Annotated in this window: 22 protein-coding genes; 12 read left to right on the forward strand and 10 right to left on the reverse strand. The window is 60.8% G+C overall.

Annotated elements, in window-relative coordinates:
• Nucleotides 1–12: 12 nt before the first annotated feature.
• Together ACILSQ_RS27180 and ACILSQ_RS27185 are read left to right on the forward strand one after the other, a co-directional pair.
• Nucleotides 13–4,503 carry an RHS repeat-associated core domain-containing protein gene (locus ACILSQ_RS27180; protein WP_395746840.1) on the forward strand — a complete coding sequence of 1,497 codons (4,491 nt, stop codon included), beginning with the start codon at nucleotides 13–15 and terminating at the stop codon, nucleotides 4,501–4,503.
• Between the two features lie 31 nt (nucleotides 4,504–4,534).
• A complete protein-coding gene (locus tag ACILSQ_RS27185; protein ID WP_395746841.1) occupies nucleotides 4,535–5,068 on the forward strand; it encodes a hypothetical protein in 534 nt (177 codons plus the stop codon).
• Nucleotides 5,069–5,689: 621 nt separating this feature from the next.
• On the opposite strand, the gene ACILSQ_RS27190 is transcribed toward ACILSQ_RS27185, so the two are convergent.
• Nucleotides 5,690–7,801 (reverse strand): prolyl oligopeptidase family serine peptidase, encoded by a 2,112-nt coding sequence (locus tag ACILSQ_RS27190; protein ID WP_395746842.1) that lies wholly within the window; start codon nucleotides 7,799–7,801, stop codon nucleotides 5,690–5,692.
• A gap of 57 nt (nucleotides 7,802–7,858) precedes the next feature.
• On the opposite strand from ACILSQ_RS27190, the gene ACILSQ_RS27195 reads away from it, so the two are divergent.
• Nucleotides 7,859–9,142: a Gfo/Idh/MocA family protein gene (locus tag ACILSQ_RS27195; RefSeq protein ID WP_395746843.1), complete on the forward strand. Its 1,284-nt coding sequence runs from the start codon at nucleotides 7,859–7,861 to the stop codon at nucleotides 9,140–9,142.
• A gap of 541 nt (nucleotides 9,143–9,683) precedes the next feature.
• On the opposite strand, the gene ACILSQ_RS27200 is transcribed toward ACILSQ_RS27195, so the two are convergent.
• The gene (locus tag ACILSQ_RS27200) at nucleotides 9,684–9,869 is read right to left on the reverse strand and encodes a hypothetical protein (RefSeq protein WP_395746844.1); all 186 of its coding nucleotides are present in this window, start codon (nucleotides 9,867–9,869) and stop codon (nucleotides 9,684–9,686) included.
• Nucleotides 9,870–10,415: 546 nt separating this feature from the next.
• On the opposite strand from ACILSQ_RS27200, the gene ACILSQ_RS27205 reads away from it, so the two are divergent.
• Nucleotides 10,416–10,727 (forward strand): hypothetical protein, encoded by a 312-nt coding sequence (locus ACILSQ_RS27205; RefSeq protein WP_395746845.1) that lies wholly within the window; start codon nucleotides 10,416–10,418, stop codon nucleotides 10,725–10,727.
• A 199-nt stretch (nucleotides 10,728–10,926) separates the two neighbouring features.
• Here the strand turns inward: ACILSQ_RS27205 and ACILSQ_RS27210 are convergent, their stop codons facing one another.
• On the reverse strand, nucleotides 10,927–11,085 hold the full coding sequence (locus tag ACILSQ_RS27210) for a hypothetical protein (RefSeq protein WP_395746846.1): 159 nt from the start codon (nucleotides 11,083–11,085) through the stop codon (nucleotides 10,927–10,929).
• A 383-nt stretch (nucleotides 11,086–11,468) separates the two neighbouring features.
• Here ACILSQ_RS27210 and ACILSQ_RS27215 point away from each other — a divergent pair, with 383 nt between their 5' ends.
• From ACILSQ_RS27215 to ACILSQ_RS27225, 3 genes are all read left to right on the forward strand, one after another.
• On the forward strand, nucleotides 11,469–11,762 hold the full coding sequence (locus ACILSQ_RS27215) for a hypothetical protein (RefSeq protein WP_395746847.1): 294 nt from the start codon (nucleotides 11,469–11,471) through the stop codon (nucleotides 11,760–11,762).
• A 148-nt stretch (nucleotides 11,763–11,910) separates the two neighbouring features.
• Nucleotides 11,911–13,161: a L,D-transpeptidase family protein gene (locus ACILSQ_RS27220; protein ID WP_395746848.1), complete on the forward strand. Its 1,251-nt coding sequence runs from the start codon at nucleotides 11,911–11,913 to the stop codon at nucleotides 13,159–13,161.
• A gap of 726 nt (nucleotides 13,162–13,887) precedes the next feature.
• A complete protein-coding gene (locus ACILSQ_RS27225) occupies nucleotides 13,888–14,385 on the forward strand; it encodes a hypothetical protein (RefSeq protein WP_395746849.1) in 498 nt (165 codons plus the stop codon).
• A 372-nt stretch (nucleotides 14,386–14,757) separates the two neighbouring features.
• Here ACILSQ_RS27225 and ACILSQ_RS27230 read toward each other — a convergent pair whose 3' ends face one another.
• On the reverse strand, nucleotides 14,758–15,561 hold the full coding sequence (locus ACILSQ_RS27230; protein ID WP_395746850.1) for a DUF3313 family protein: 804 nt from the start codon (nucleotides 15,559–15,561) through the stop codon (nucleotides 14,758–14,760).
• 575 nt (nucleotides 15,562–16,136) lie between these two features.
• On the opposite strand from ACILSQ_RS27230, the gene ACILSQ_RS27235 reads away from it, so the two are divergent.
• Nucleotides 16,137–16,799 (forward strand): hypothetical protein, encoded by a 663-nt coding sequence (locus tag ACILSQ_RS27235; protein WP_395746851.1) that lies wholly within the window; start codon nucleotides 16,137–16,139, stop codon nucleotides 16,797–16,799.
• Nucleotides 16,800–17,826: 1,027 nt separating this feature from the next.
• On the opposite strand, the gene ACILSQ_RS27240 is transcribed toward ACILSQ_RS27235, so the two are convergent.
• A complete protein-coding gene (locus ACILSQ_RS27240; RefSeq protein WP_395746852.1) occupies nucleotides 17,827–18,126 on the reverse strand; it encodes a hypothetical protein in 300 nt (99 codons plus the stop codon).
• A 243-nt stretch (nucleotides 18,127–18,369) separates the two neighbouring features.
• Between ACILSQ_RS27240 and ACILSQ_RS27245 the strand changes: the two genes are divergently transcribed.
• On the forward strand, nucleotides 18,370–18,816 hold the full coding sequence (locus ACILSQ_RS27245; RefSeq protein WP_395746853.1) for a hypothetical protein: 447 nt from the start codon (nucleotides 18,370–18,372) through the stop codon (nucleotides 18,814–18,816).
• A gap of 294 nt (nucleotides 18,817–19,110) precedes the next feature.
• Here the strand turns inward: ACILSQ_RS27245 and ACILSQ_RS27250 are convergent, their stop codons facing one another.
• Both ACILSQ_RS27250 and ACILSQ_RS27255 read right to left on the reverse strand, forming a co-directional pair.
• Nucleotides 19,111–19,437, reverse strand: coding sequence for a hypothetical protein (locus tag ACILSQ_RS27250; RefSeq protein WP_395746854.1), 327 nt, complete (start codon nucleotides 19,435–19,437; stop codon nucleotides 19,111–19,113).
• 165 nt (nucleotides 19,438–19,602) lie between these two features.
• Complete coding sequence (locus ACILSQ_RS27255; RefSeq protein WP_395746861.1) at nucleotides 19,603–20,676, reverse strand: Gfo/Idh/MocA family protein; 1,074 nt, start codon at nucleotides 20,674–20,676, stop codon at nucleotides 19,603–19,605.
• A gap of 326 nt (nucleotides 20,677–21,002) precedes the next feature.
• Here ACILSQ_RS27255 and ACILSQ_RS27260 point away from each other — a divergent pair, with 326 nt between their 5' ends.
• On the forward strand, nucleotides 21,003–21,446 hold the full coding sequence (locus ACILSQ_RS27260; protein ID WP_395746855.1) for a hypothetical protein: 444 nt from the start codon (nucleotides 21,003–21,005) through the stop codon (nucleotides 21,444–21,446).
• Nucleotides 21,447–21,484: 38 nt separating this feature from the next.
• On the opposite strand, the gene ACILSQ_RS27265 is transcribed toward ACILSQ_RS27260, so the two are convergent.
• From ACILSQ_RS27265 to ACILSQ_RS27275, 3 genes are all read right to left on the reverse strand, one after another.
• Nucleotides 21,485–21,700 (reverse strand): hypothetical protein, encoded by a 216-nt coding sequence (locus ACILSQ_RS27265; protein ID WP_395746856.1) that lies wholly within the window; start codon nucleotides 21,698–21,700, stop codon nucleotides 21,485–21,487.
• 217 nt (nucleotides 21,701–21,917) lie between these two features.
• The gene (locus tag ACILSQ_RS27270) at nucleotides 21,918–22,451 is read right to left on the reverse strand and encodes a metalloprotease family protein (protein ID WP_395746857.1); all 534 of its coding nucleotides are present in this window, start codon (nucleotides 22,449–22,451) and stop codon (nucleotides 21,918–21,920) included.
• Nucleotides 22,448–23,101, reverse strand: a complete 654-nt coding sequence (locus ACILSQ_RS27275; protein ID WP_395746858.1) for a hypothetical protein — start codon at nucleotides 23,099–23,101, stop codon at nucleotides 22,448–22,450. The genes ACILSQ_RS27270 and ACILSQ_RS27275 overlap by 4 nt, the downstream gene beginning before the upstream one ends.
• A 286-nt stretch (nucleotides 23,102–23,387) precedes the next feature.
• Between ACILSQ_RS27275 and purH the strand changes: the two genes are divergently transcribed.
• On the forward strand, nucleotides 23,388–24,926 hold the full coding sequence (purH, locus tag ACILSQ_RS27280) for a bifunctional phosphoribosylaminoimidazolecarboxamide formyltransferase/IMP cyclohydrolase (protein ID WP_395746859.1): 1,539 nt from the start codon (nucleotides 23,388–23,390) through the stop codon (nucleotides 24,924–24,926).
• Nucleotides 24,927–25,103: 177 nt separating this feature from the next.
• A partial coding sequence (gene lgt, locus ACILSQ_RS27285) for a prolipoprotein diacylglyceryl transferase (RefSeq protein WP_395746860.1) occupies nucleotides 25,104–25,603 on the forward strand: 500 nt, incomplete at its 3' end.

The following is a 25,603-nucleotide window of genomic DNA, read 5'->3' on the forward strand; positions in this document are numbered from 1 at the left end:
AATGGCGTAGTGGTGGGCACCAGCTATGAGTTCATCGGCCAGGGGTATCTGGACAATGCGTATGCGCTGCCCGGGGACAATTACCTCTATGCGCAGAGCCGTTCGGAGCGCTGGACTGGCGCGGGGACGCAGGTCGCATGGAGCGAAAGTTTTGAGTCTGAAGACGGCAGCATGAGCGCGACTGTGGATCAGACCTACGTGGCAACGCTGAGCTCCAGCGCGACCCTGACAGGAGGGCTGACGGCGAGGGATTCGTGGCGACGTTTGGTGAGCGAAGACAACACCTACGGTACCCTATTTCCAGTTTACGCAGAGGGCGTCATGTTTCCGCTGTGGAGAACGACCACTGCGGATGCCCAGGGTCGCACGGTGTCTGAAACCTCGAAGTACAGCGAGAGCGGCACGACGATCCAGACCATCATCACCACCTATGCAGGAGAAACTGGCTACACCCGCAGCGCGGGTGATCTGACGCTGTCCTCCCAGGGTGATGACGTGGTTGCCGGCGGTCTGCGCACCTCCACAAGCACGGATATTCTGGGAATCACCACGACCACGGTGACGGATGAGACCACGGGGGAGGTGGTTTCTGAAACACGGCTGGGCCTGACAACGAACTACACCAAAGCCACCGGCACCGACGGCAGCACCACGCAAACAGTGACGCAGACGGCGGATGGCATCACGCGCACGATGAGCGTGACGGTCACGGATGCCCAGGGCCGCACCGTGAGCAGCACGGATGCCAACGGTGGTGTGACGACCTACAGCTATGCCAACAACGGGCGCACGGTGACTGAGACTCTGCCGGGTGGTGGGACACGGATCACTGAGAACTATCTGGATGGCCAGCTCAAGAGCATCACGGGCACGGCGGTGACGCCGGAGTACCACAGCTACACGGTCACTGACGGCAGTGTGGGCGCGTATGAAGCGGGCAGCATCACTGAGACGGTGTATTACGGCACCGACAGCGGCGCGGCCTGGCGCAAGACGACGACCAACTACCTCGGTCAAGTTTTGCGGGAAGAGGCGCCCTCGCCCACCGGCACAGGCGTGAGTGCGAAGGTGCACACGTACAACGCCAAAGGCCAGCGGGTGAAGACGAGCAGTCCGGGCATGGCGGACCTGATCATCGCGTATGATGGCTGGGGGCGCGTGAGCCAGCAGGGTTACGACATGGATGCAGACGGGGTGCTGACGGTGAGCTCCACCGATGTGCTCAGCACCAGCAGCACGGATTATGTGACGGGTGAGGGAACGGTGCTGGAGCAGGTGGTGCGCCAGCAGTACACGCAGGACGGGGATGACACCACCTTGGAGACCAAGACCGAGCGCAAGCTGCTGGAAGGCTCCTCCTGGCAGCGCAGCACGCAGGCGGATGGCGGTGTCTTTACGCAATTTGATGTGCTTTCCGGCAGCATCCGCACGATTCATGGGCAGCAGAGTGTCACGGGCACGCAGTCGCAGGTCCAGATTTATCAAAACGACCTGCTCATGAGTGAAACGCCACCGGGCATGACGTCGGCGGTGACCTACACCTACAACGGCTTTGGGCAGGTGGAGACGGTGGTGCATCCGCTCAATGGCACGATCACCCACACGTATGACACGGCGGGGCGTGTGCTCACCCAAGGGCAGACCGGGGGAGACACGGTCACCTATGCTTATAACTCCCAAGGGCAGGTGGCGAGCGAGACGCATTCGGACTCCAGCACGACCACCTACACCTACGATGCGCAGGGCCGTGTGCTCACGCAGGGCGGCACGGCGGGTTATCCGCTGGGCTATGAGTACGATGCCATGGGCCGCCTGTGGAAGCTCCACACCTACCGGGGTGGTAGTGCGGATGATGTCACCACCTGGACCTACGATGCCGCCAGCGGTGTGCTGGTGAGCAAGACGGATGCCGCAGGCCGCAGCGTGGGCTACACCTACGATACCGCAGGGCGTGTGCTCACGCGTGCCTGGCAGCGCGGGGTCACCACCACGTACAGCTACGATGCCATGGGAAGGCACACCGGCATCGACTACAGTGACAGCACGCCGGATGTGAGCTTCACCTATGACCGCGCGGGCAGGCGCACGGGCACCACGGATGCCGCGGGCACGCATGCGTTCACTTATGATGACGCCGCTTCAGGGGGGCGGGTTTCTGGCTGGTCCGTCAGCGGCACTGGCGCATGGACCGGGTTGAGCATGGGCTATGGCAACACCGCAGGGAAGCGCAGCAGCCGGGCGACGAGCCTCGGCGCCATCACGCTGCCGACCGTGAACTACACCTATGAGGCAGGCAGCGGGCGGATGGCAGGCGTGAGCGCGAGCGACTTCGCCGTCACCTACAGCTACGACGCGGCCACCGGCTGGAACAGCGGGGTGACTTACAGCAGCGGCCTGAGCAGCACACGCACGGCGGATGCGCTGGGGCGGCTGGATGCCATCACCTGGAGCGTGGGCGGGGTCACGGTGAGCGGCCATGATTACACGCTCAATGCCCTGAACCGCCGCACCGCCGCGCAGCGGCAGGACGGCTCCTCATGGAGCTACGGCTACAACGCACGCGGAGAAGTCACCAACGCGGCCAAGGGGACCGAACCGGGCAAGCAGTTCGCCTTTGCCTATGACGGCATTGGCAACCGCACCAGCAGCAGTGTGTCGAGCATCGCCAGCACCTCCACGTTGCGAACCACAGGTTACAGCGCCAATGCGTTGAACCAGTATGATTCCATCACCCATCCGCAGCCCGGGTGGCTGGTGCTGCGCGGCAGTGCCAACACCGCCGCGGGTACCACAGTGACCATTGATGGCAATGCGCCAACGCTGACAACAGGCACGCTATGGTTCTACGAGCAAAGCGTGGACAACACCGAAGGCCCGGTGCGCCGCGAGGTGGAAATCACCGCCACACGTCCCGATGGCGGCGTCAACAACGGCCCGGTGACCACGCAGCAACAGGGCGCGCTGTTCATCCCGCCGCCTAGCGAAGTGCCGACCTATGACCTGGACGGCAATTTAACCAGCGACGCCCGCTGGAATTATGTCTGGAACGGTGAAAATCGGCTGGTCGCGCAGGAGGAAAAAAACAGCTTCATCGTTCAGCCGACCAGCATCACACCGGTGAAGCGGACTCGACTTGAGTTCGACTACGACGCGCGGGGCCGCCGCATCGGTAAGCGCACCTTCATCGCCACTGGCAGCGGAGGTTTTGTGTTGCAGCAGAGCCTCGTTGAGCTTTACGATGGCTGGAACATGATCGCCGAGATCGACACCACTAGCAGTACGCAGCTTCTTCGAAGCTACGAGTGGGGCACGGACATTAGCGAAACGATGCAAGGCGCAGGTGGTGTTGGAGGACTACTCATCGAGCGGTTCCACACGATACCATCTTCGGTCGTCCAAGTTCCCTGCTATGATGGCAATGGGAATGTGACCGAATTGGTCAACCCCGCCAGCGGAACCATGAGTGCCCGGTACGAATACGGCTCTTTTGGAGAAACGATCAGCATTGATGGCGGCGCGGTGGCTGAGGCGAATCCGTTTCGGTTCAGCACGAAATATCTGGACGGGGAATCCGGATTTTATAACTACGGCTACCGTCTTTACGATGCTCCCAATGCACGGTGGCTCTCCAGAGACCCCATCAAGGAAAGAGGGGGAATTAATCTTTACGGGATGGTGGGCAATGACGCGCTGAACCAGGTGGATATTTTGGGACTCGCGACTTTTGAAATCGTGTTAAAACGAAACCTGACAGGTAATTTCGCCGTGTATGGTGAACTGTCGGCAAGTTTGAAATTAAATCGAGCAGAAGAAGCAAAATTTGCATGCTGCACGGCACTGGTTCCTCTAAAGTTTATAACTTTGGAAACCGTTGGTAAACCTTTAAAAGAGGTGGGAACTTATACCCCATATACGAGCCCTGAAAATTCATGGGCCAATGGCACGGGAGCCAACGGCACAGGTTTTCCAAAAGACGAAGACGGTGAATTCATAGGACGCTTTACCAGTATTCGAGGAAAACTTGAATTCATCACGATGATGCAATGGATTTCACCTGGCTCGGGAAGGCTTCCACAAAAGCCATCAGAAATGTCGCAGTCTGATTATGATGATATAGTCAATCAAGAATTTCACCCTGATATAAATAAGGTTAAGGATGGAAGAAATATTCATTTTTGGCCAACTGCTAATCACTCCACCGGATGTGTGTTGATCGGCACTTCATACATTCCAGTTATCTCTCCTTTTGACGGAGATCGCTTTGGACTTGCTGCGAGAAATGGTATCGGAACACAATATCGTGTGCCTGGATTTGGTCTCCAAGATACGATAGACTCACAATTCAAACTTTTGAGAGCCGTTCAATGTGCAACAAAACAAGGGGCAAAACTGCAATATAAAGTCCTTAACGAGCCGCCGCCATTACATCCTGATGCGCAAGCTATGCCGCACAAAGAAAATGAGCGCGGTGCTCCGCCGCGTGCATTCCCGCTTAATTTTTAAGCCGTGAAATACCTCGCCTTTTTCTAAAAGTATGTTTCATCATAAAAAAGACAGTTCTCTAGGATTGTGTTCAACGGCATTGATATTTGCGTTTTTCACTGCCTGCATCGCAGGTTGTGTTTCCCGCCTATTTTTGGGCGTTGACCGTGAAATGTTGAGCAGGTTGGAATCGACCTATCAACAAGTATTTGCCTTGGAAAATCAATACGATGACACGAACATCGGAGCATTTGTTTCCCACTTGAATAGAATGGCGAGTGGTGCTGACCTAGAAGGTGGTCCGCCCTATTGGTTTTCCGAACAAAAGAAACTCCTGGAATTATTAAATCAAGTTCAGCTCAATGAAATGGGGCAACGCCGCCTTCGAATGCATTTGATGAAAAAATTTGGCATTGTCTCATCTGTAATTGAACTGCCACGGAGCGCAGCTGTTAAAGTTTATGTCAGCATTCCAGATCGTTTTAGATTTGAATATGGAGCGCTTGAAAAGCTTTTTAATGGCGACGTTCCTCCGAATTCAAAGTTGCTAAAATCAATGTTGGATAAACCAAATCTTTATAAATGAGCGTGGACCGTCGTTCGTGGGCATGGTGGGTCTTCGAGCCATCCACCGCGATGCGGCGGAGCCAGATCAAAATGAACCCACGCGCCAACCAATAGCGCGGGACGTGCCAGCCTATTTAAAAATTTGAAATCAGCCCAGGTTCCTCCTTCGTCGGGCTTCGCAGCTCGGTTTTTGAACTCTCCTATGTGGAAGCAGTTCCATGAGTTCCCCACAGCCAGCGCTTGCACATTTGAGGCTGCGGATTGGTCATATTCCTGACAACGCTTTTTGACGGAGAAACGTAAAACCTACTTCCAACTGAACATGCCAGCGCAACGCCCGCCACGGAGCGGTTGATTCATCTGCTCCCCGCAGATTCACCCCTTCGGGGCAATCCTTCGGATTGTCTCAAACGCCTGCATCCTTCGGCGTTTGGCTCCCTGATCACTCTTCCGAGGTGCCGGCAACGCGCATGTGATGGCCGGATTCGGAAACAACTTCGGTAGGCATGCGACTGTCCTGATGATGTAGGCTTGCCATTTGCCGCAGAAAGGTGGCGCGAACAAGGGCCAAGGGGTGTGCTTTTCGGCATGTAGGCAACGGTTTGCCCGTGGGGATTCGGTGGACGCTATCCGAGACAAGTCATTTCATGCCATCGGGGGCGGACCAGGGGGCGATGAGGTGGAGGTTCTGGGCCTTGAGGGCGGTGTAGCAGTCGGGGAGGTCGAGGTGGGGGAGGATTTGGGGGACGATGAGGGCGGCGGGCCATTGCTGGTCTTCGTGGATGGCGAGGTCGTGGAAGGAGGTGAGGGGGTGCTTGAGGGTGACTTGTGTGACCTGGGGGCTGCTGAGGACGGCGGCGAAGGCGGCGGGGAGGGCGCCCCAGCCTTGGGCGGCGAGGTGGATCTGGGTGTGGCCGGCGGCGGTGAGGAGCTGGAGGACGCGGAGGAGATCGTGGGTGCGCTGGCCGGGCAGGGGGCGGTCGAGCATCTGGCTGAAGGCGGCGTAGAAGTAGTGGCTGCCGTAGCGGCCGAGGAACTGGTTCGCGCCGCAGGTGTCGGGCTGGGAATCTCCCATGCCGCGGAGGTCGCAGGCGAAGAAGGCGGCGCCGGGGGAGGCGGCGAGGAGTTCTTTGACGAAGGGGGCCTCGCGCAGTTCGGCGTCGGCGGAGCGGTGGGAGATGTAGAGGACGGCCTGGGTCTGACCGCGGGGGAGGCGGGAGGTGAGGGCTTCGTCGCTCAGGCGGGTGAGGAGGGCGAAGATGGAGGGCTCGGTCTCGACGGCGTAGGTGCAGTAGCTTTTGGCGGGGTACTTGCGCTGGCCGACGCTGCGCAGGATGCGGTAGTCGGGCGGGGTGTCTGGGAGGGCGGGGAGGCGGAGGACGTGGCGGAGGGCTTTCTGCAATGGCTCGCCAGAGAGCGGTTTGCGCCGGGCGGCGAGGGCTTCGGCTTTCTCGCGCGTGAAGGACATGAGGGTGCGGGAGCCTTCCTCGCTGACCTGGCCTTTCGGGGTGCAGAAGAGGTCGGCGTCTTTTTCCAGGGTGATGGCGGGCTCGGCGGCTGCGGCGGGGATGCCGGTGGCTTTGCCGAAGAACTGGTACATGGCCTCGCGGTTGGACTGCGAGTAGCCGTGGGGATCCGGGCCGATGTGGAGCTGGATGTTCCCGGGCTTGCCGAGGAGGGTGTAGAGTTTTTTGAGGCGCTCGTAACTTTCGGTGGAGCCGCGGTTGTCGAAGAAGTCTTTTTCCTGGGCGAGGATGATGACGGGCTTTGGCGCCATGGCGGCGAGGAAGTCGCAGTGGTCGAGATCGTGGGCGAGGACACGGGGCGGGCACTGCTCCATGTCCTGGGGGAGTTCGTTTTCGGCGTCGCGGCGGAAGGTGGTGACGAAGCAGGAGGGGGCGGCCATGGTGAAGCGGGGCTCCATGCCGCAGAGCCAGGTGGTCTGGGTGCCGCCGCCGGAGTTTCCGGTGACGCCGAGGTGCTGCGTGTCGATCTCCGGGCGTGTGATGAGGTAGTCGAGGGCGCGCATGGCGTCCCAGACGAACCAAGTGCCGAGGAATTCGCCCACGAGGGCCTGGGGGACGCCCATCTGGTTGTGCTCGGAGGTGCCGCCGCCGAGGCGGGAGCCGAGCTTTTCATTGAGGTACTGGAAGCGCTCGCCCTGGCCGACGGGGTCGATGAGGAAACAGGCCTGGCCCTGGCGGGCGAGGCCCTGGGCGAAGCTTTGATAGGCCTCGGCCGCCTTGCCATTGAGGGAGTGGCCGCAGGTGCCGATGACACCTGGGACCTTTGCGCTGCCCGTGGCGCTGGTGGGGAGGTAGAGATTTCCGGTGACGAGGTAGTTTGGCCGGCTTTCGAAGACGATGTTTTCGATGCGGTAGCCCTCGCGCTGGAGGGTCTTGGTGATCTGGGCCTTGAGCGGGGTTTTTTCCGGCAGGGGGCCGAAGCAGTCGCGGATGCGGTCCTGGGCGGACTTGACGTAGGCTTCGGCGTCGGCCTTGGTTTTCAGGGCTTCACGGCGGGCATTGCCACGCTGCTCGGCGGCGCGGACTTCGCGGACGAGCCAGTCCTGCAGCATGCGGGGGAAGCGGTTCAGCGGTGGGAGGGTGGAGGCGGGCGAGGGGCCCGCTGGCGCAGCGGCAGCGATGGCGTCTGAGCTGCTCAGGAAAGATGAGAGGACGGGCCAGCTCATGAGGCCCAGACCGGTGGTTTGAAGAAAGTCACGACGGCGGGGCAGGGCGGGGGAGTCCATGAATGAGGTGAGATAGGTGGAATGATGAATATCGGCCGGAAGCGGCGTTTCTTTCCCATGTCCACGCCTGCTTCTCCCTCCCGCCGTCAGTTCCTCCGCGCCGCCGCCCCTCTGATCGTCTCTGCCGCCACGCTAGGGCGTGCCGGGGCGGTGTCTCCGAATGAGAAGGTGCGGCTGGCGTGCATCGGCGTGGGTGGTCAGGGCACGAGCAATCTGAGGGCGCTGATGGGCGATGAGCGGGTGCAGGTGGTGGCCATCTGCGATGTGGACTCCCAGCATGCGGCTGCTGCCGCGAAGCTGGCCGGGCTGCCGGAGAGCGCCATCTTCAAAGACTTCCGCGAGGTGCTGGCGCGCAAGGATGTGGACGCCATCATGAACGCGACGCCGGACCACTGGCACTCCAATGTGGCAGTGGCGGCGGCGAAGGCGGGAAAGGATTTGTATTCGGAGAAGCCGCTGGGGGCGAGCATCGTGGAGGGGCGGGCCATCTGCCGGGCGGTGGAGGAGAACAAGCGCGTGCTGCAGTGCGGCACGTGGCGGCGCTCCGGGCTGAAGGTGCGCATGGCCTGCGAGCGGGTGCGGAATGGCTACATCGGCCACCTCAAGGAGATCGAGATCGGCGTGCCGGGGAAGTTTGCCATTCGTGGAGGCTACACCGGGATGGAGGCTGCGGAGGCGGTGCCAGCCCACCTGGACTATGCGATGTGGCTGGGGCCTGCGGCGGAGAAGCCGTACACGGCGGCGCGCTGCCACTTCAATTTCCGCTGGATCGAGGAGTATGCCCCCGGCTACATCACCGACTGGGGCGCGCACTTTCTGGACGTGGCGCAGTGGGGTGCCGGCATGGACGATACCACGCCGACCGAGGTGAGCGCCACGGAGGTGAAGCGGCGCAGCGCCGGCATCTATGACGCTGCCGAGAGCTTCCGAATCGAGTACCAGTACAACAATGGTGTACGGGTGGTGATGACCAGCACGGAGGACAAGACGAAGTGGGGGACGCGCTTCATCGGCAGCGAGGGGTGGATCTACACCGAGTCCGAAGTGCTGAAGGCCAGCGACGATGCGATTCTGCGCGCCAAGCTCAAGGACAGCGATGTGAAGCTGTACGAGTCGAAGAACCACCACCGGAACTTCATCGACGCGGTGTATTCCCGGGGGCGCACCGCCGCCACGGCGGAGATCGCCCAGCGGGCGGCGACCACCTGCCACATAGGGGCCATTTCCGCCGCGCTGGGCCGGCCGCTGAAGTTTGACCCGAAGGCCGAGCGCTTTGAGGGGGACGAGCAGGCGAACCAGAGGCTGCTCCGCCCGATGCGGGAGGCCTGGCGGGTCGCTTGATGGGCGTTCATCTGTGGAGGCTGCTCTGAGCGGTAAAAGAGAGGGTGGCAGCGTAGTGCGGGCCACGCCTAACGCCCGGATTTAAAAGGATATATGTAATATTAACATATATTAATTATATTTTTAGTCGCGAGGGCTTTTGGGGTGTTTTTTCATTGCAGCCAGCAGGAGTGGATGAGGCGAGATCTCGGGCGAAAAGCCTGCCGGGCAGGGGAGTTGTCTGGACTCCTTTAGGGGGGTGCCTGCTGCGCGGCTATGATTGCAGGGGAGAGACCCTGCGGGAATGGGGGGGTATGGATCGCGGGAGAGAGCTTTTGCTATAGCTTAAATCACACATTTATAGTGATATACGCATTGTTAATATTAGTTAATTAAAATCATCTCCGGGTATTTAAAAAGGGGATCTGGAGGATCTGAGCACCAACAAGAACGCCGCAGAGCGAGCTCACGGAGGAGGTCTGATCTGCGGCGTTCTATTTGGGTTTTAAGGGGTGGGGAGAGTGTCTGTGTTGGTGTGGGTGTTGGAGGGGGGGAGGGTCTGTTACTTGCCCGGGAAGGTGGGTTCCTGGAAGTCGCGTTCTTCGATTTTCACCACCCAGAGGGCGGCGAACTCGGCGATCACGGACCCGTCCCGGTAGAACTTGTACCAGTCTCCTTCCCGCTCCCAGCGGTCTGCCGGGACGAAGGAGGCTCCTCCGATGTTGAGAAACACTTTGAATGTTTTCATGGCTTTTTGATCTCCTAGCACCATGAAATCGGGAGTCAGGGGGTGCGGCCGGGGTGGGAAAACTTACGAAAGGATTGAACGAATTCGCCAAAGCCCTGATGTTGAGGCTGTTCAGGCAAACAGGGAGTGGTGAGCTGGGGCGGGCCGGGGGAGGGTTTGGGGGCAGGGGGCGCACTGGCGCACTGCCATGGCAGGGTGCGTGTGGTAAAAGCCTGCTGTGCGACTTCCGTTGCAGTGCGCTGCGTGGCCGCTCCTGTGGGGCAGTGGGCTGGCAGGCCAGCCGCTGAGGACGGGCTGGAGGCGCATGCTTGCGAACTGGCGGGAGAGGGATTGGGGGGAATGTCTGCAACCTGCTGCGGGCTCGAAGGGTCCGCGCTCCTAGGACGTGGGCGGGGGGCGGTGCTCTGGGACGCCCTCAATTAAGACGTGGGCGCGATGGGAGGGGGCTCTGTTTGTGGCGGTGCCAGCCGTGGTTTTATGAATGATTCGTCATCCCAAAGATGACGACTTGACTAAGAACCCGCACGGCTGAAAGGCACGCGTCCCATGCATAAGGAGTCAGCCCTCGTCGCTCTGCAGACCATTGATGTGATCGTGTACAAAAGCGGTCACAGAGAGGTGGGGCAGGGGGAGAAGGCGGAGCTGCGGGAGGCGTGCCGAAGGCTGACCCAAAGTGTGCAGGATGAGCCCGATGTGGCGAAAAGAGCCGCGTGGATCGTGGGGCTCGTTCAAGCGGGGTTTCTAGAGAGCGTGGACCGGGCTAGCAGCCACCGGGACGAGATCCTGAAATGCGGGATTTCGCTGTCCCTGTATCTACAGCGGGAGGTGGGAGGCGGGGGTGATTTTTCCGCAGGGTGAGGGCCGGGAGGCGGGTGTGTCTTACGGGCCTTGAGCTGAGCGGGTACGAGCGGGTTTCTGGAGCCGCTGACCAACACCTCAGGATTGTAAAAAGGCGAATTAATTCACTATGTATCAAATAACTGAGGTGATTCCGTGCCCAGGATGTTGATGGGTTGAACGGCTCCTCTTTTTCAAAGGCTGTGACGGGAGGGCGGCGTTAGAAATTGATGAGGACGACTTTGGCGTACTCTTTGTCGGCAAACTCAAAGATGGGCTGGTGGGAGCGGGGCTCGACGACGCGGCCCTTGAGGGCGGTGTGGCCGCGGGTGTTTCGCAGGGCGACCTCGCCGCCGAAGTTCAGGGTGAAGAAGTCCACGGCCTGGCGGTGATGAGGCCGGTGTAGGTGTTGGGGCCCCACTTGAGCAGGCAGAGCTCGACGGTGAGGGCGTCCGGTGCCGAGGCGTCCACGACGGCGTGGCGGGGAGATTTGGAGGCCCTGAAGGAGTCCTGAAACCGGGCGCGAGTGTACTCCGCCAGGGCGGGGAGGTGGCGGCCTGCCCTGTGAAAATGTCGGCCTGTGTGCCCTTCGGGTGAAAATCTTATAGCCTAAAGACCTGTGATGGGCTGTACCGCTTCATCAGTGGCCATCCTAACCCGCTTTAATGGCAACTGCTTCCCCACGAAGTACGCCCCTGCGGCTAGGAGCTGGCTTCTCTGCGAAACGTGTTGACTTTGAAGGTAACAGAACGAAGTGCCCGGATGAACACGAAATCGGCCCTCGCCGCGCTTCGAATAATCGACGCGAAGGTCGATCAGAGCACGCATGAAAAGCTCGGCAAGGAAGACCTGCGGGTTCTCGCGGATGCTTCCGTGGAGCTGGTCAGAGGCGTCAAAGGCGACTCCTATGCCCAGGAAGCGGCGGAAAAGATCCACGCGGAGACGGAAGCAGGCTTCATGTGGCTCACCTCTAATCCCCTCAACTACAGTGTGGGGATTTTGGAGCAGGGAAGGCTCCTGGCCAACTACCTCCGCAGACAGCCGGAGTCCTACTAGCATCCGGGCCGAGTCTGAGGAGGCGGAGGCGGGCGTTTCCTCGCGCCAGACTTTCCATCCGCAGTCGAACGAGTCCCCGAACCCCGCCTGACATTGCCTGCGGGGAATGGCGCACGGCCGTGCGTGCGGGCTGCGGCGAATGGAGGGCATGAAGCCCACCCTTACACGAATGCTGCTCCTCGCACTTGCAGGCCTGGCCTGGCCGCTGCCTCGCACTGTCACCGCAGCGGACGCACCGCCTGCGACTCTTCATGCCGGCGACCGGGAGGCGGCGACGCGGCTGCAGGTGTTTCTGGACCGGGCGAATTTTGGGCCGGGGAAGATCGACGGGCGTTTCGGCGGATTTTCGGAGAAGGCGCTGGGCTTGTATCGGGAGGCACACGGGCTGCCAGCTCTGCCTGCCGCTGCTACTGCCGCGCCGGCTTCCCCCAAAGAGGAGGGTAAGCCGGAGAAGACGGTGGCGCTGCCGGACCTCTCTGACATGGACCTGAGCAGCGTGAAGGAGGTCTTTGTGGACTACACGGTGACGGAGGCGGATGTGAAGGCCACGGGCAAGGTGCCAAAGGCGGTGCCGGAGCAGGCGAAGCTGAAGTGGCTGCCGTATGAGACCGTGGCGGAGGCGGTGGCGGAGCGGTACCACGTGGACGTGGACTACCTCAAGGAGTTGAACCCTGGCAAGGTGGAGGCCCTGAAGGCTGGAGACGTGCTGAAGGTGCCGAATGTGGAGCCTTTTGATCTGGCGGGCGTGAAGGCGCTGCCGCTGCTGGATGTGCTGGCGGAGAAGGCGCAAAAAGCCGAGGCCAAAGCGGCGCACGCCAAGGGGAAGGAGAAGGGCGGGAAGAAGGCGCAGGGCGAGGCTGGGAAAAAGGACGGGAAGGCGAAGGGCGGGGAGGTCCCGCCGCCGCCACAGCCGAAGCCGGAGGGAGAAGAGAAGGGAGCCAAGACGGCGGAGGCGGCGCCCACAGCCGCCGTGCCAGGCATGCTTTCACCGGAGGAGATCGCCCTCAAGGTGGACACGAAGGACAATATGCTGCGGCTGTTTGAGAAGGGTAAACTGGTGGCGGCGTATCCGGTGACGATCGGCTCCGCGCAGACGGAGTCACCGCTGGGGGAGTGGAAGGTGAAGGGGGTGGCGCTGCTGCCGAACTTCCGCTACGACCTGTCTTTCCTGAAGACCGGGGAGCGCAGCTCCAAGACCCACCTGCTGCCGCCCGGGCCGAACAATCCGGTGGGGGTGGTGTGGGTGGCGCTGGACAAGCCGGGGATCGGCCTGCACGGCACGAGCGATCCGGATGCCATCGGCCGCAGTGCGAGCCATGGGTGCATCCGGCTGGCGAACTGGGACATTGTGCGCCTGGCCACGCGGGTGCGGGCCGGGGTGGCGGTTTCGATTCATTGAGGGGGGGATGGCGCGCTTCGGGACTCGGAACTCGAAAGTTTCCAGGTTTCCATCCCTAGACACGGAAACTTGGAAACTTTTCCGGCTTCTATAGCGGTTCGCAAAACTCATTTCCGTTGAGCGGGCTGTTTCTTGACGCGGATCATGGGCTTCGACGGCGGCTGGCTGAGGACAGCCAGCCCTGCCTGCGCTGGGCACTCGCATGCCTGCAGCGAGGTGGGGAGGCTGGTCCTCCAGCCTCCGCCGAACGTCCCGAAGCGCCGCTGACCGGAAATCCGTTTTGGAAACGCTATAGCCATCCCGGCTGTCCATGGGAGACGGCGCCCCATGGCGCGCGGGCCTCCGAGCCCGCAGCACTCCGCAAACACCCACCGTTCTTCAGTCTCCGCCCCCCAGCGCCCTCGGTTGCCCACGAGGTGGCGCGCCCTCCAATCTCTCATCGGCGCATCCAGCCGCTATCCATTCACTCAGCAGGCATCGTCCTGCTTGCGGTGCTGGGAGCCCGGTGAATCCCGCGTCAGGCGAGTGGCACCTGCTGCGGGCTCGGAGGCCCGCGCGCCGCCAGAGGAGGCTCCGCTGTTTCCTCCTCATGCGCTCTCCTGCCGCGTCCCAAAAAGTTTCCAGGTTTCCATCCCTAGACACGGAAACTTGGAAACTTTTCCGGCTTCTATCGAAACGGGGCGGGCGGCTTGACGGCAGCGCCGGGGTGTGATGAAATGGCCAGCCATGATGCGAAGAGTCCTGATCCTCCTTGCCTTGTGCGGGTGTGTTCTCCCAGCGGGAGGCGGGCCGGCACCGAAGCAGCCTGCGGCTGGTGTCGTTGCCATACCCAACAACAATAACGGTGATTTTGGCATCTCCACGGCTGCTTTTGATCCCAAGGACATTCAGATCCTCAGCGCTCGCTACGCCCGGACCAACGCTCTCACGTGCGATCTGAAGCCACTGCTGGCCCGCCGGGCCGCCGAGAATGGGTTTGTGGTCTTGGAGGTCTCAGACCGGCTTTGTCGTGACGTGCTGAGCAGCAGCCCAGCCGGCCAAAGCCTGGCGGCCGCCCTGGGCGGCACCAGCGGAACAGGGGTGCCCATCGCCAGCCCTTGGGTGGACGGCAGTGTCGCCGCAGAGCTCTCCGAAGACCGAGGCACCCTGACGGTGACCTACCTCTACCGCGGCCAGCCCCGCCAAAAGAAAGCTGACTATGGAAGCCTGCTCTTGCTGCCGTGAATGAGGGCCGGGTGAACGAATGCCAGACATGAATGGCACTCGATTAAGACGGTTGATGGGGGCTGTCGGTGCCGCTGCACGCAAGCGTGCGGCGGAGGGTTTTGCCAACGCTGCTGGCAACCGGCAGACTGCGGCGAAGCGCTGGCTTTGCTTCCCGAATTGCTTGCGATAACCCAGGGTCGCCTCGCTCAGGCTCGCCTGACCCTGGGCTATAATCCGCAGCCATTTCAGGGCTGACGCGAGAATGGACGCAGGCATGGCAAAGAGAGATTCTGCTGTCGAAGACGCTATGCGACGGGGGGGTGCAAGCCTAACGACGCACGGCCTTAGCCGAGTGCCATTCATGCCCGGCATCTTTTTCTTTTTTCCAGGCTAAAAGTTCACGATGGTGAACGGCAGGCTGTCCTTCACTTTCTCTCCTGGTTTGGCGCGGAGGAGGCGTTCGAGCTGGCTGGCCCATTGCTGGATGGCGGCGTGGGCCTGGCCGGAGCGGCGGAAGTCCTGGAGTGAAATGAGAAGCACGATCTTGCCATACTCTTTGTCCGCAAATTCAAACACCGGCTGGCGTGAGCGCGGCTCGACCAGCCTGCCCTCGATGGCGATGTAGCCGCGGGTGTTGCGCAGGAGGGCTCCGGTGCCCATTTCAAAGGTCAGCAGCCCCACCACCTCGCGCACGATGAGGCCTGTGTAGGTATTGGGCCCCCATTCCAGCAGGGAGAGCTCCAGCGTGAGGGCATCTGCCGCCGGCGCCGCCACGACGGCATAGCGGGGCTGCCTGGACTTGCGGAAGGCGTGCTCAAAGGCGGCGTGCGTGTACTGCGCCAGCTCGGGCAGGTGGCGCTTTCTCCAGCCGGCGGTGTGTTCCACCCTTGAGACCACCGTCTGGTCCGCGCGAATGTCGTCATACACGACGGGTGCGATGTAGATCTTGCGGCAGCGGTCCGCCGCCGCGAGAAGTTTGGGGTTCTTGCTCCACCAGTTGCCGATGAAGGGCGAGCGCTTTCGATCCTGCCTGAGTTCCGTTTTGTGCGTCAAAAAGCCGGATGGCTGCACCTGGGTGGCCGCGAAGACATTTTTGACGGTGCGGCACGAACAAAGCGAACCCGTGACCGCCACCGCCATGCCGCCCAGCAGCAGAAGCTGGTGCAGCGATTTCATGCCCGATGAGGAGTTCATGGTTGGCTGAAGGGGTGGGAGGTACACCCGAATCTTCGAATCCCAGACGTCGGCAGGACGTAGGGCCGCGCCCCGGCGAGAGTAGGGGCTCCCGTGGGGGAAATGGGTGCGGGCGGGGCCAGGTGCCGGGAGGTGAGGCGAGGGGGGTGCGGTGGTTTATGAGAGCTCGGAGAGGGTCAACCCCGGCACGGCTCATTGGCTGGATGATGAGCAAGCCACAGGCACGGGGCAGGACAGGCCAGTGACCCTGGTAGCGGAGAGTCTTGCGGCGGCACTGGCAGGAGACGGGAGGGGAGGCGGGAGGAACAGCGGGGCAGGGGAGCTGGGTCGCAGCTTTCTCTACAGGAGCCCCTGACGCGAAAAGCATGTCTTGTCTCCCTGCGCTCTGCGGCCACGCCCGAAATGTTTCCATGTTTTGAGCGACTGCAAATCCGCGATTTATGGCCTTAACCGGGTTGCCATTCATGTCCGGCATCTTTTTATTGTGGGTGAGGCTTCGTCCGGAACGAAGGTAGAAAAATTAGGGGTAGAAACATTTTTCCAGACCTTTTTTATAACCGAGGGCCATTCCTGTCATGATTCGAGAGACCACACGATCCCTGAGTGAAGCTGAACGACGATTATTGAGGAGGCGGTCGGTCGTGCCTAAGGTGGGCAGTGTTGACTGGATGAGAGATGAACGGCGGGCCGCTTTTGTGACTTTGGCTGTTTGTGCCGCAGTGGTCCTGGTGGGAGTGGTCGGACGCTATCCCATGGCTGGGGCAGTCGTTGCCGGGGTGTTTGCGTGGATGCGCCTGGGTGGATATTGGGAGAGGCGGCGGTTGCGGCGGGGCATGATGGAGCATCGACAAAGGATCGCTGAGGAGTTGGAGGCCGGGCAGGTCAGAGTCATTCGCTGCCAACCGAGCCGGATCATCGAGCGTGAGGAGTTCGAGGATGAGGGGGCGTTTTGGATTTTCGACGGGGGTGATGGGCGGTATCTGGTGATTTGCGGGCAGGACTATTGCGAGACGCCCCGGTTTCCGTCGGCGGATTTTGAGGTCGTCCTGACTGCACGCCGCCGGTTGGTTGTTGGCATTCGCTCGCTTGGGCCGCGCATGCCGTCAACACTGGTGGTCAAGGCGGAGGACATTGATTGGGATTGTTTTCCCGAGGAGGAGATTGTTTTGTTTTCGGCGGCGCCGAATGCGGAGCTGGCGGATGTTTTGCGGGGGCTGGAGGCGGCCGCAGCGGGATGAGAACGGGCTTCAGCGTAGGGCGGCGTTCATTCCGATGTTTTGAACCACGGATTTCACGACCGGCACGGATCGATCCCATGCTTCAGGCTTGGTTATCCGGGACCGGCCGTGGGATGCGCGGTCGTTGTGGGGAGGGATGTGGGGGCGCTGTTTTTGGCAAAGGAATGGTGGGCAAAGGAATGGCCGGAGATTTGGGGGCGGGGGATTCCGCGGACGGATTGGTTCTTTGCTGGAGATGCTTGCGGTGCAGGGGGCTTGGGCTGGGAAAAGGGGCAAAAAGATTTTGGGCAGAAAAATTTCGGATTTGGAGGGGATGGAGGCATTTTCAGACCCATTGTTTGAACCACGGATTTCACGACCGGCACGGATTGATCCGATGCTTCAGGCTTGATTATCCGTGATCAGCCGTGGGATGCGTGGTCGTTGTGGGGAGGGAGGGACGACAGAGGGAAGGGGGGGCGGGATCTCTGCATGCGGAATGAATCACCTTTCAAAATCGATCCTCCGAAATAAATTAGGCCATGCCCGCGACACTCCTTGACCTCAATGCGTGCGAGATCACGTGTGCACGAGTTACAGGCGATCACCAGATCGCGGTCCGCTTTCGTGACGGCCTGCTGGCCGAACTCAACCTGGCTGGCTGAGCAGCCAGGAGGGGCCCATGGTCGAGCCGCTGCGCTCAGCGGCTCTTTTTGCTGACATGGACATCGACGATGGAGTGCTCACGTGCCCGAACCATTACGACCTTGATCCGGTCACACTGCGTCATTGGGCGGAGCAGGGGTATTGCGGGTGAACTCATCGACACGAGCGGCAGCTTTTCCCTGCCTCCGCCGGTTCGTTTCCATTTTGCCCCCCTATAGAGGGAAACCATGGAAACCGAAAACGAGGCCCCATGGCTGCCTCCTCATGCGCCCCGCTGGCACGGGCTGAAAAGTTTCCGTGTTCCGTGCCTAGAGATGGAAACTTGGAAACTTTTTTTGGGCTATCCAGCAGAGCAGGGGGCGGGAATGGTGGCTGGTCTGGTTCAGTTCCCAATGCCCGCTGGCAGGAACCGCAGGGTATCGGCCTCACGATCGTCACCTTCGCCCTCAGTCAAGGTCAGGAGGCCGCCACTGAGTTGAATCTGGATGGCCACGGGCCTCCGCTCTTCACACCAGACGCGTTCAATCACTTGTCCTTTCAGATTGAAGGCGGTCGTGTCATCAACCACTCGGGAGCACTCATAGTTCTCCCGTTCAAACAGGACGTCCTCCTGGTCCATCTGCCGCCAGTGTCCGCCCATGGAGATGAAGAAGCTGTGGATCTGCCCGCACTCCAGTTCCATGATGACCTTTTCCGGATGGCTGTCGTCTTCTGGGTTGGACGTGTAGGCCCTCGACTTTGGCGATCACGCGCCCCCTGAGTTGCTCCGTTAACTCCCAATCCCACACCTGGGCAAAAAGCTTTTCGTCCGGAGTCATTTTTCGAGATTGGTCAGGATAACATCAAATGGCTTCAGAGCCCAGCTCAATGCTGGCATCTTTTCTGTTTTCCTTTGTAATCTCGCCTGGGTGATTCATGATGATTTATGCATCATTTTCTTGTGACCATCAGTGAGAAGAAACAAGCTGGAGAGTCTCTGTGTTCGACTTATTACGCGGATGCTAAGGGCTTCACCTTTGAGAAACTTTGGCAGATGTCCGGAGATATGTTTGAGGCGATGGCGCAATTGCTTTACACCGAAGGTTATGAAAAAGGAGATGCCAAAGGACTGCTGGAATCTCTTTCCAAATCCAATTCTATCATGGTGATTGCAGCCTTCATTCATGCCTTTGTTGATGCTGATGTTCGCCGTCCAGACTCTAAATTCCGCAGGCCTACGGGTTGGCCTTCTGTCAAAACTTTCTCCTGTCATGCGCCTGCTGCTGACACCCTTCTCAAACAGAGGATGGCTCTGGGTGGAATTGAAATTTGGTCGTTTAAGACCGAGACGGACGCGGAGAAGTGCCACGTTGACGGTCAGACTGAGGTCTGATGGTATAGACAGCCTGACGAGACGGTTTAAAACAAGCTACAATGCCTAACATCTTTCCCCCGGTTTCCATCGGCGCATTTTAAGGTGATCCTTGGGGTACGCCACGGGCTGGTGGGTCGGCATTCGATCCCGTGTGGTCCGCGCATGCCGTCAACGCTGGTGGTCAAGGGGGGGCGAGGTTACGTAGGACTTTTTCCCGAGGGGGGGAGATTGTCCTGTTTCGGCGGAACCGCATGCGGAGCTGGCGGTTGTTTTGCGGGGGTTGGAGGCGGCCACGGCGGGCTGAGCAGGCGCTTATTCGGAGGAAGCTGCAGACTTGCAGATGAAGTGATAATGATTAGGTGGCGTTAGACCTGCCCGGCAGGGTTGAAGCGTAACCTCCAGACGCACCTTCAGATCTGGAAGCAGAATATCCGCGTCTTGTTCTGCGATTGAAGCTGCAAATACCCCCAGCGGTATCAGAAATGAGCCACCACAGGCGAGGCCATCAGACGTTGCAAAAATTTCCACTGTTCCGTCAATGACGGCTTGGTGGGTCATAGTCAACCGTGCTGGAGCCGCAGGGCGTTCTGGACGATCAAAAATCTCAAGCAGTGAAGCGGGAAGTTCTGCGAATTTCATTTTATCAAGCTTGACTCATGGAAACTTGGATAGTCATCGGCCCATCTCGCTAATTTGTCAACGTTAAATACTTTACATTACATTGATTGTTGGTAGTTAATAATCGTGCCGCTCGGAGGCTTTTGAGGAGGCCTCTGCTGGAGAAACCGGGCGCGGGTTACCTGCCTACCCTACCAGCTTGAGGGTGCGTTTTTCTTGGGCGCTTTGGAAGGCGGTGTCCACGATTTGCTGGCCGATGCGGGAGATGTCGAGGCGGAGGGGGCCGATCAAGGGGGCGCCGGTCTCGAGGTGGTGGATGACGTTTTCGATGGGGTTGCGGTTGGGCGACTGGACGGGGTCCACGGGGACTTCGTAGCCTTCCGGGCGGGCGCGGGTCTGGACGCGGAGGGTGGGCTCGTAGTCGTAGCAGGAAATGGTGCCGTCGGTGCCTTTGAGGACGAAGCCGCATTTGGGCTGGGGCTGGTGGGTCCAGGGATCGGTGAAGGTGCCCCAGCGGGTTTCGGATTTGCTGAGGCCGAAGGCGTAGCGGATGACGGCGACGGCGTGCTCATCGACCTCGAGGCCGGCGGGCTGGTTCCAGGTGCAGGTGACCTCGAGCGGGGCCTGGCCGCCGAGGTGCCAGGTGCCGAGGGTGGTGCCGTAGCCCATGTAGTCGAGGAGGGATCCCCCGCCCTGCTCTTTGCTGTAGAACCAACTGGCGGCTTTTTCGGCGGCGCTGGGTTCTTTTTCGATCTTGTCGGCACCGTGGTAGAGGGGGCCGCGGTTGCCGCCGTGGTGGTGGAATTCGCGGACTTCGCCGATGAAGCCTTCCTGGATGAGGCGGTGGGCGGTCTGCTGGCCGGCGTCCCAGACGAGGGGCCAGTTCACGGTGAGGAGTTTTCCATGCGGCTGCATGGCGGCGATCATGGCGTCGGCCTCGGCGAGGGATCCGGCGAAGGGTTTTTCCATGATGATGTGGGTGCCGTAGGGGGCGATCTTGGAGACCCAGTCGCCGTGGTGGGAGGCGGCGGGACAGAGGATGACGATGTCGGGCTTTGTCTGCTCCATGCAGGCGCGGTAGTCGGTGAAGACCTGGGCGGGGGTGAGGCTGAAGTGGCGGGTGGCGTCCACGAGGCGGGCGGGCTGCTCATCGCAGATGCCGACGATCTCGGCGTTCGGGTGCTCGGCGGTCTGGCGGAGGAGGTCGCCCATGTGGAAGTGATCGAAGTTGATGCCGGCGATGCGCCATTTTTTGCTCATGCTCATGGGGGGATGGAAGCGGAGGGGGGCGGGGAGGGCAACTGGGAATTCGATGGATCCTGGATGCTGGATGCTGGATGCTGGATGGGGGGAGCTAGGCGGTGGGGTGGGGGCTCTTGCTCCTGTTGCCGGAAAAGGGAGGAGGAGTAGGAGGAAGAGGAGGAGGAAGATGAATGGGGAGCTGGCGCAGGTGGCGGGGGTGGAGGTTATTTGGGAGCGGAAGTTTTTTCACGGTGCGCCTTGATCGAGGACGAGTTCGAGTAGGAGGACGAGGACGAGGCGAGACGATTTTGACTCGGGTGATTTCCCCGCTTTATAGGCCGTTCATGGGAGCGAATGAAATCCGTGATACGCCGGGCAGGTTGCTGCTGGGATGGGCGGTGTTGTTTGTGTCGGTAGTAGTGCTGTCGTGGCGCGTTCACCTGCGGCCGGCGGACTATGAATGGACGGAGTACCCGACGGCGCTGGGAGACACGAAGTACTACACGACGCCGCTGGGCGAGGATGACCGGTATGAGGCGAACCTGCGCTTTGCGGGGGAGGAGGAGGGGCTGTTTCGCCGCAGCGAGGAGGCGGTGACCTTTGAGGATGCGGCGATGCTGAAGCGGGCGCTGGATGTAACGGGGCGGTATTTTATTTACCAGCGCGCCCAGAGCGACGGAAAGGCTCCCCTGCCCCTGCCTGTCTATTTGAAGAGCGGCGAGAACCGGTATGTGGAGTTTGGGGAGCGGAAGTTTTACCGGCCGTTTGTGCCGAAGGCGGGGCTGTGAGCGGTGGGGGCGCAGGGAACGGATGCCGCGGTGAGCGATCAGTGAGGTCTTCGATGAGTTTGAATGAATGCGGCGGTGATGGTGGCAATGCCGATGAGGATGAGCCCGCCGCCGATGGCAGCTAGGAACATGGTGGGAATGCATGCCACGCCTGCCACAATGAGGGCGAGGCCGGTCAGATACCATGAGGTGCGCTTGTTGACCGGGGCAGTTGCGGCTGCGGGAGGGGGTGTTTTTGAAGAGAGGGTGTTCATCGGAAGGTCAGGCAGGGGTTGGCGATGGCTTCTCTTTTGGTTCGGAGGGGATGGAATTTTCGGTCTCACCAAAAACCCGCCTGATCTCCGGGTGCGCCGGATGCGCTTTGACCGGGGGATGGGCACGGGGGCTGAGGGCCGCTTTTGACGGGCGACGGGGTGAAGACGCAGCACTTGAAGGGACATGTCCCCTGCCCTCCGCGGGATGGCTGCGGAACTACACGACCATCTCCAGCACCACAAGGGGGAGGCCGAAGCAAAGCAGGGCGGCGTAGATGGCATCAACCCAGAATGCGGACAGCCCGGCGCCGATGTAAATGACAGCCACGGCGGGCAAGGTGGTGATCTTGAGCAGCCACGAGGCCTTTTCGTTTTTCATGGCGGCCCAAAGGGCGGAGGCATCGCCGATGCTGGGGAAGGCGTGCATGCCCACGGAGATTCCGAGCCAGGCCAGGAAAACGTCCGTCGGGGTCAAGGCAGCGTCTGAAGCTGTGGCGAGGGCGGCGGGCAGGCAGATGAGGACGGCGAGGATGGAATTGATCAAAAAGGGGGCGAAGGCGATGAGGAAATGCTTCCAGCCGGAGGAGGGGGAATCATGGATGACGTAGCCTGCCGTATCTCCGACCTGAAAATAACAGACAGCGAGCACCGGAGTGCCCGTGAGACGGCACATGAGCTGATGCGCGGCCTCATGGACGATGACTCCGGGAAAGGTGAGCATCGAGATGAGGAATCCAGGGATGAAGATCATGGGTCGAATTGCGGGGACGAAGGGTCTTGCTGCTGCTGGAACTTCGAGAAATCGCCGAAGGGATTGGCCGGAGGAGTGAGGGCGGGCGGTGGTGGCTGTGCGACGACGGGGAGGGAGCGCACGAGCAGCTCCCGCACCCGCGAGGCCTGGTTCAGTTCGCTCTTAGTGCCGGAGCGGTTTTCTAGGGCGTTCAGGGCAAGGGCGGCGTCCGCATAGTGGCCGCTGCTGGCGGCCATTTCAGCGTAGTTCAGAAGGCTGGCGGTGTCCCTGTGGCGGCGGACGAGATCGTGCCAGGTCTGATAGGCCTCCTCCCAGCGCTGCTGGTTCTGCATTTTCTTGGCACGGGCGAAGAGCCGGGCCTCCTGGAAATGCCCGCGGGAGAGCGCCAGGGAGACCACGACCATGACGAAGACCACGAAGGTGCAGAGTTTGACCCAGAGCGGAAAGGGGCGGCGCACGAGGTCCATGCGGCAGGGCTCGCACACAAACATCTGGGTGCGGGTGCTGAACTCGGAGGCGCCGCAGTTCACACAGGCGGTAGGTGGAGGCTGGGCCGAATCATCATCAGACACGGCCGCCATTTGATAAGGCACCGGGGGCGGCAGGCGGGATGCCGAGGGACCACGGGGTGGGAGCGGCGGCGTGTGCATGCGCATGAGTGTGAAGTGAAACTCTTCCTTAATTCGAAGGGGCTGGCCGTGGCAAGAAAAATACAGCGGTCGGGTTGAGGCATTCGGTTTTTAAACAGGGGCAAAACGATTTGGAACTGTAGAATTGAAGGAGCGGGGAGGAGCTTTTTGACCCTCAGCTTTAGCCCTTCTGCCGGCATCAGGGAGGTGTGGGTGTCCCAAGTCACAAAACTGGCCTGTGAAATGCGCTTGGCACCCTGGCAAATCTCCCTTTAGTCCGCGCCCCCGAACATCCTTCCCAAGACACATGCCCATCGCCCGCGCTCTGCTTTCTGTTTCTGATAAAACCGGTCTTCTCGACTTCGCCAAAGGCTTGGCGGCGCTGGGAGTGGAGCTGCTGTCCACGGGCGGCACTTCGAAGCATCTGAAGGATGGCGGCCTGACGGTGACGGATGTGTCCGACCACACCGGCTTCCCCGAGATGTTTGACGGGCGGGTGAAGACGCTGCACCCGAAGGTCCACGGCGGACTGCTGCAGCGCCGGGACAATGACGAGGACAAGAAGAATGCGCAGAAGCACGACATCCCGTGCATCGACCTGGTGGTGGTGAATTTGTATCCGTTTGAGCAGACGATCGCGAAGAAGGACGTGACGCTGGAGGAGGCGATCGAGAACATCGACATCGGCGGTCCTTCCATGCTGCGCAGCGCGGCGAAGAATCACCGCTGGGTGACAGTGGTGACCGATCCCGCGGACTACAGCATCGTGCTGGCGGAGATGAAGGAAAACTCCGGCGACACGACGCTGGCCACGCGCGAGCGGCTGGCCTGCAAGGTGTTTCAGCGCACGGGGGCGTATGACAGCGCCATCGCCGCGTATCTGAACAAGGAGCAGACGACGCAGAAGACTTTCAACCTGAGCCTGCCGCTGTACGCGGAGCTGCGCTACGGGGACAATCCGCACCAGAAGACGTCTCTTTACGGCAACTTCGGCGACTATTTTGTGAAGCTGCACGGCAAGGACCTGAGCTACACGAACGTGCTGGACATCCAGGCGGCGGCGGAGATCGCGCTGGAGTTCCGCCGCCCGACGGTGGCGATTTTGAAGCACACGAACCCCTGCGGCGTGGGCTGCGCGGACGAGGACCTGCGCGAGGCGTGGCAGAAGGCTTTTGAAACGGACAAGCAGGCGCCGTTTGGCGGGGTGATCGTGGTGAACCGCAGCATGACGATCGGCCTGGCGCGCATCATCTCGGAGATTTTTACGGATGTGATCATTGCGCCGGACTTCGATGCGGACGCGCGGGCGCTGCTACAGAAGAAAAAGAACCTGCGGCTGATCCAGATGCTGCCGGGTGTGGCCGAGGCGCTCACCGAGCCGATCATCCGCTCCGCCCCTGGTGGCGTGATGGTGATGGACAGCGACTCCCGCGCGCTGGGACTGGACGATCTGGAATCCAAGGTGAAGACCATCCGCCCGCCGACGCGCGACGAGCTGGAGGCGATGCGCTTTGGCTGGCGCGTGGTGAAGCATGTGAAATCCAACGCCATCGTCTTCGCCTCTCATGACCGGACGCTGGCCATCGGCGCCGGGCAGATGAGCCGGGTGGACTCCTGCCGCATCGCGGTGTGGAAGGCCAAGGAGGCGGGGCTGAGCCTGAAAGGCAGCATCGTGGCCTCGGACGCGATGTTCCCCTTCCCTGACGGCCTGATCGCCGCTGCGGAAGCCGGTGCCACCGCGGCGATCCAGCCCGGGGGTTCCGTGAAGGACGAGGACGTGATCAAGGCTGCCAATGAGCACAAGCTGGCAATGTGCTTCACCGGCGTGCGGCATTTCCTGCACTAGGTGGAAGGTCAGGAGATTCAGAGGTCAAGGAGAGAAGGGTCAAGGCTGCGCCGGTCAAGAGGCGGAGGCTGGATGCGATGCTTGAGGTGCGTCGGCACACCTTGACTGCGGCCACGCTTCTCTCTCTTTGCATTTTGCCGCTTGTGCGCCCGCGACTCCCGTTCAATGCCTATGGGAATGCCGCTCGCCTATTACCTGCACGACCTCAGCCCGTTTGTGATCAAGTTTACGGATGGAATTGCCGTTCACTGGTATGGTCTCGCCTACGTGCTGGGATTTTACCTGACCTACCGGGTGATGTATTTTCTGGCGCAGCGTGGTCTCTCTGAGATCAAGCCGGAAGCGGTGGCGGACTTCATCACGTATGTGTCATTGTTCGGCCTGCTGCTGGGCGGGCGGCTGGGCTACATGCTGCTGTATGACTTTGACGGGTTCATCCATGCGCCGTGGAGGTTCTTCATGCTGTGGCAGGGCGGCATGGCCAGCCATGGCGGCATCGCCGGAGTGACGCTGTTCTGCGGCTGGTATGCGTGGAAACACAAGATCTCCTGGGCGGGCATCGGGGACTCCATTGTCTGCGGCGCACCGCTGGGGGTGTTTCTGGGGCGGATCGCCAATTTCATCAATGGCGAGCTGTTTGGCCGTGTGACCACGAGCCAGTGGGCGGTGAAGTTTCC

The organism is Prosthecobacter sp., from assembly GCF_044227185.1.
Taxonomy (GTDB): domain Bacteria; phylum Verrucomicrobiota; class Verrucomicrobiia; order Verrucomicrobiales; family Verrucomicrobiaceae; genus Prosthecobacter.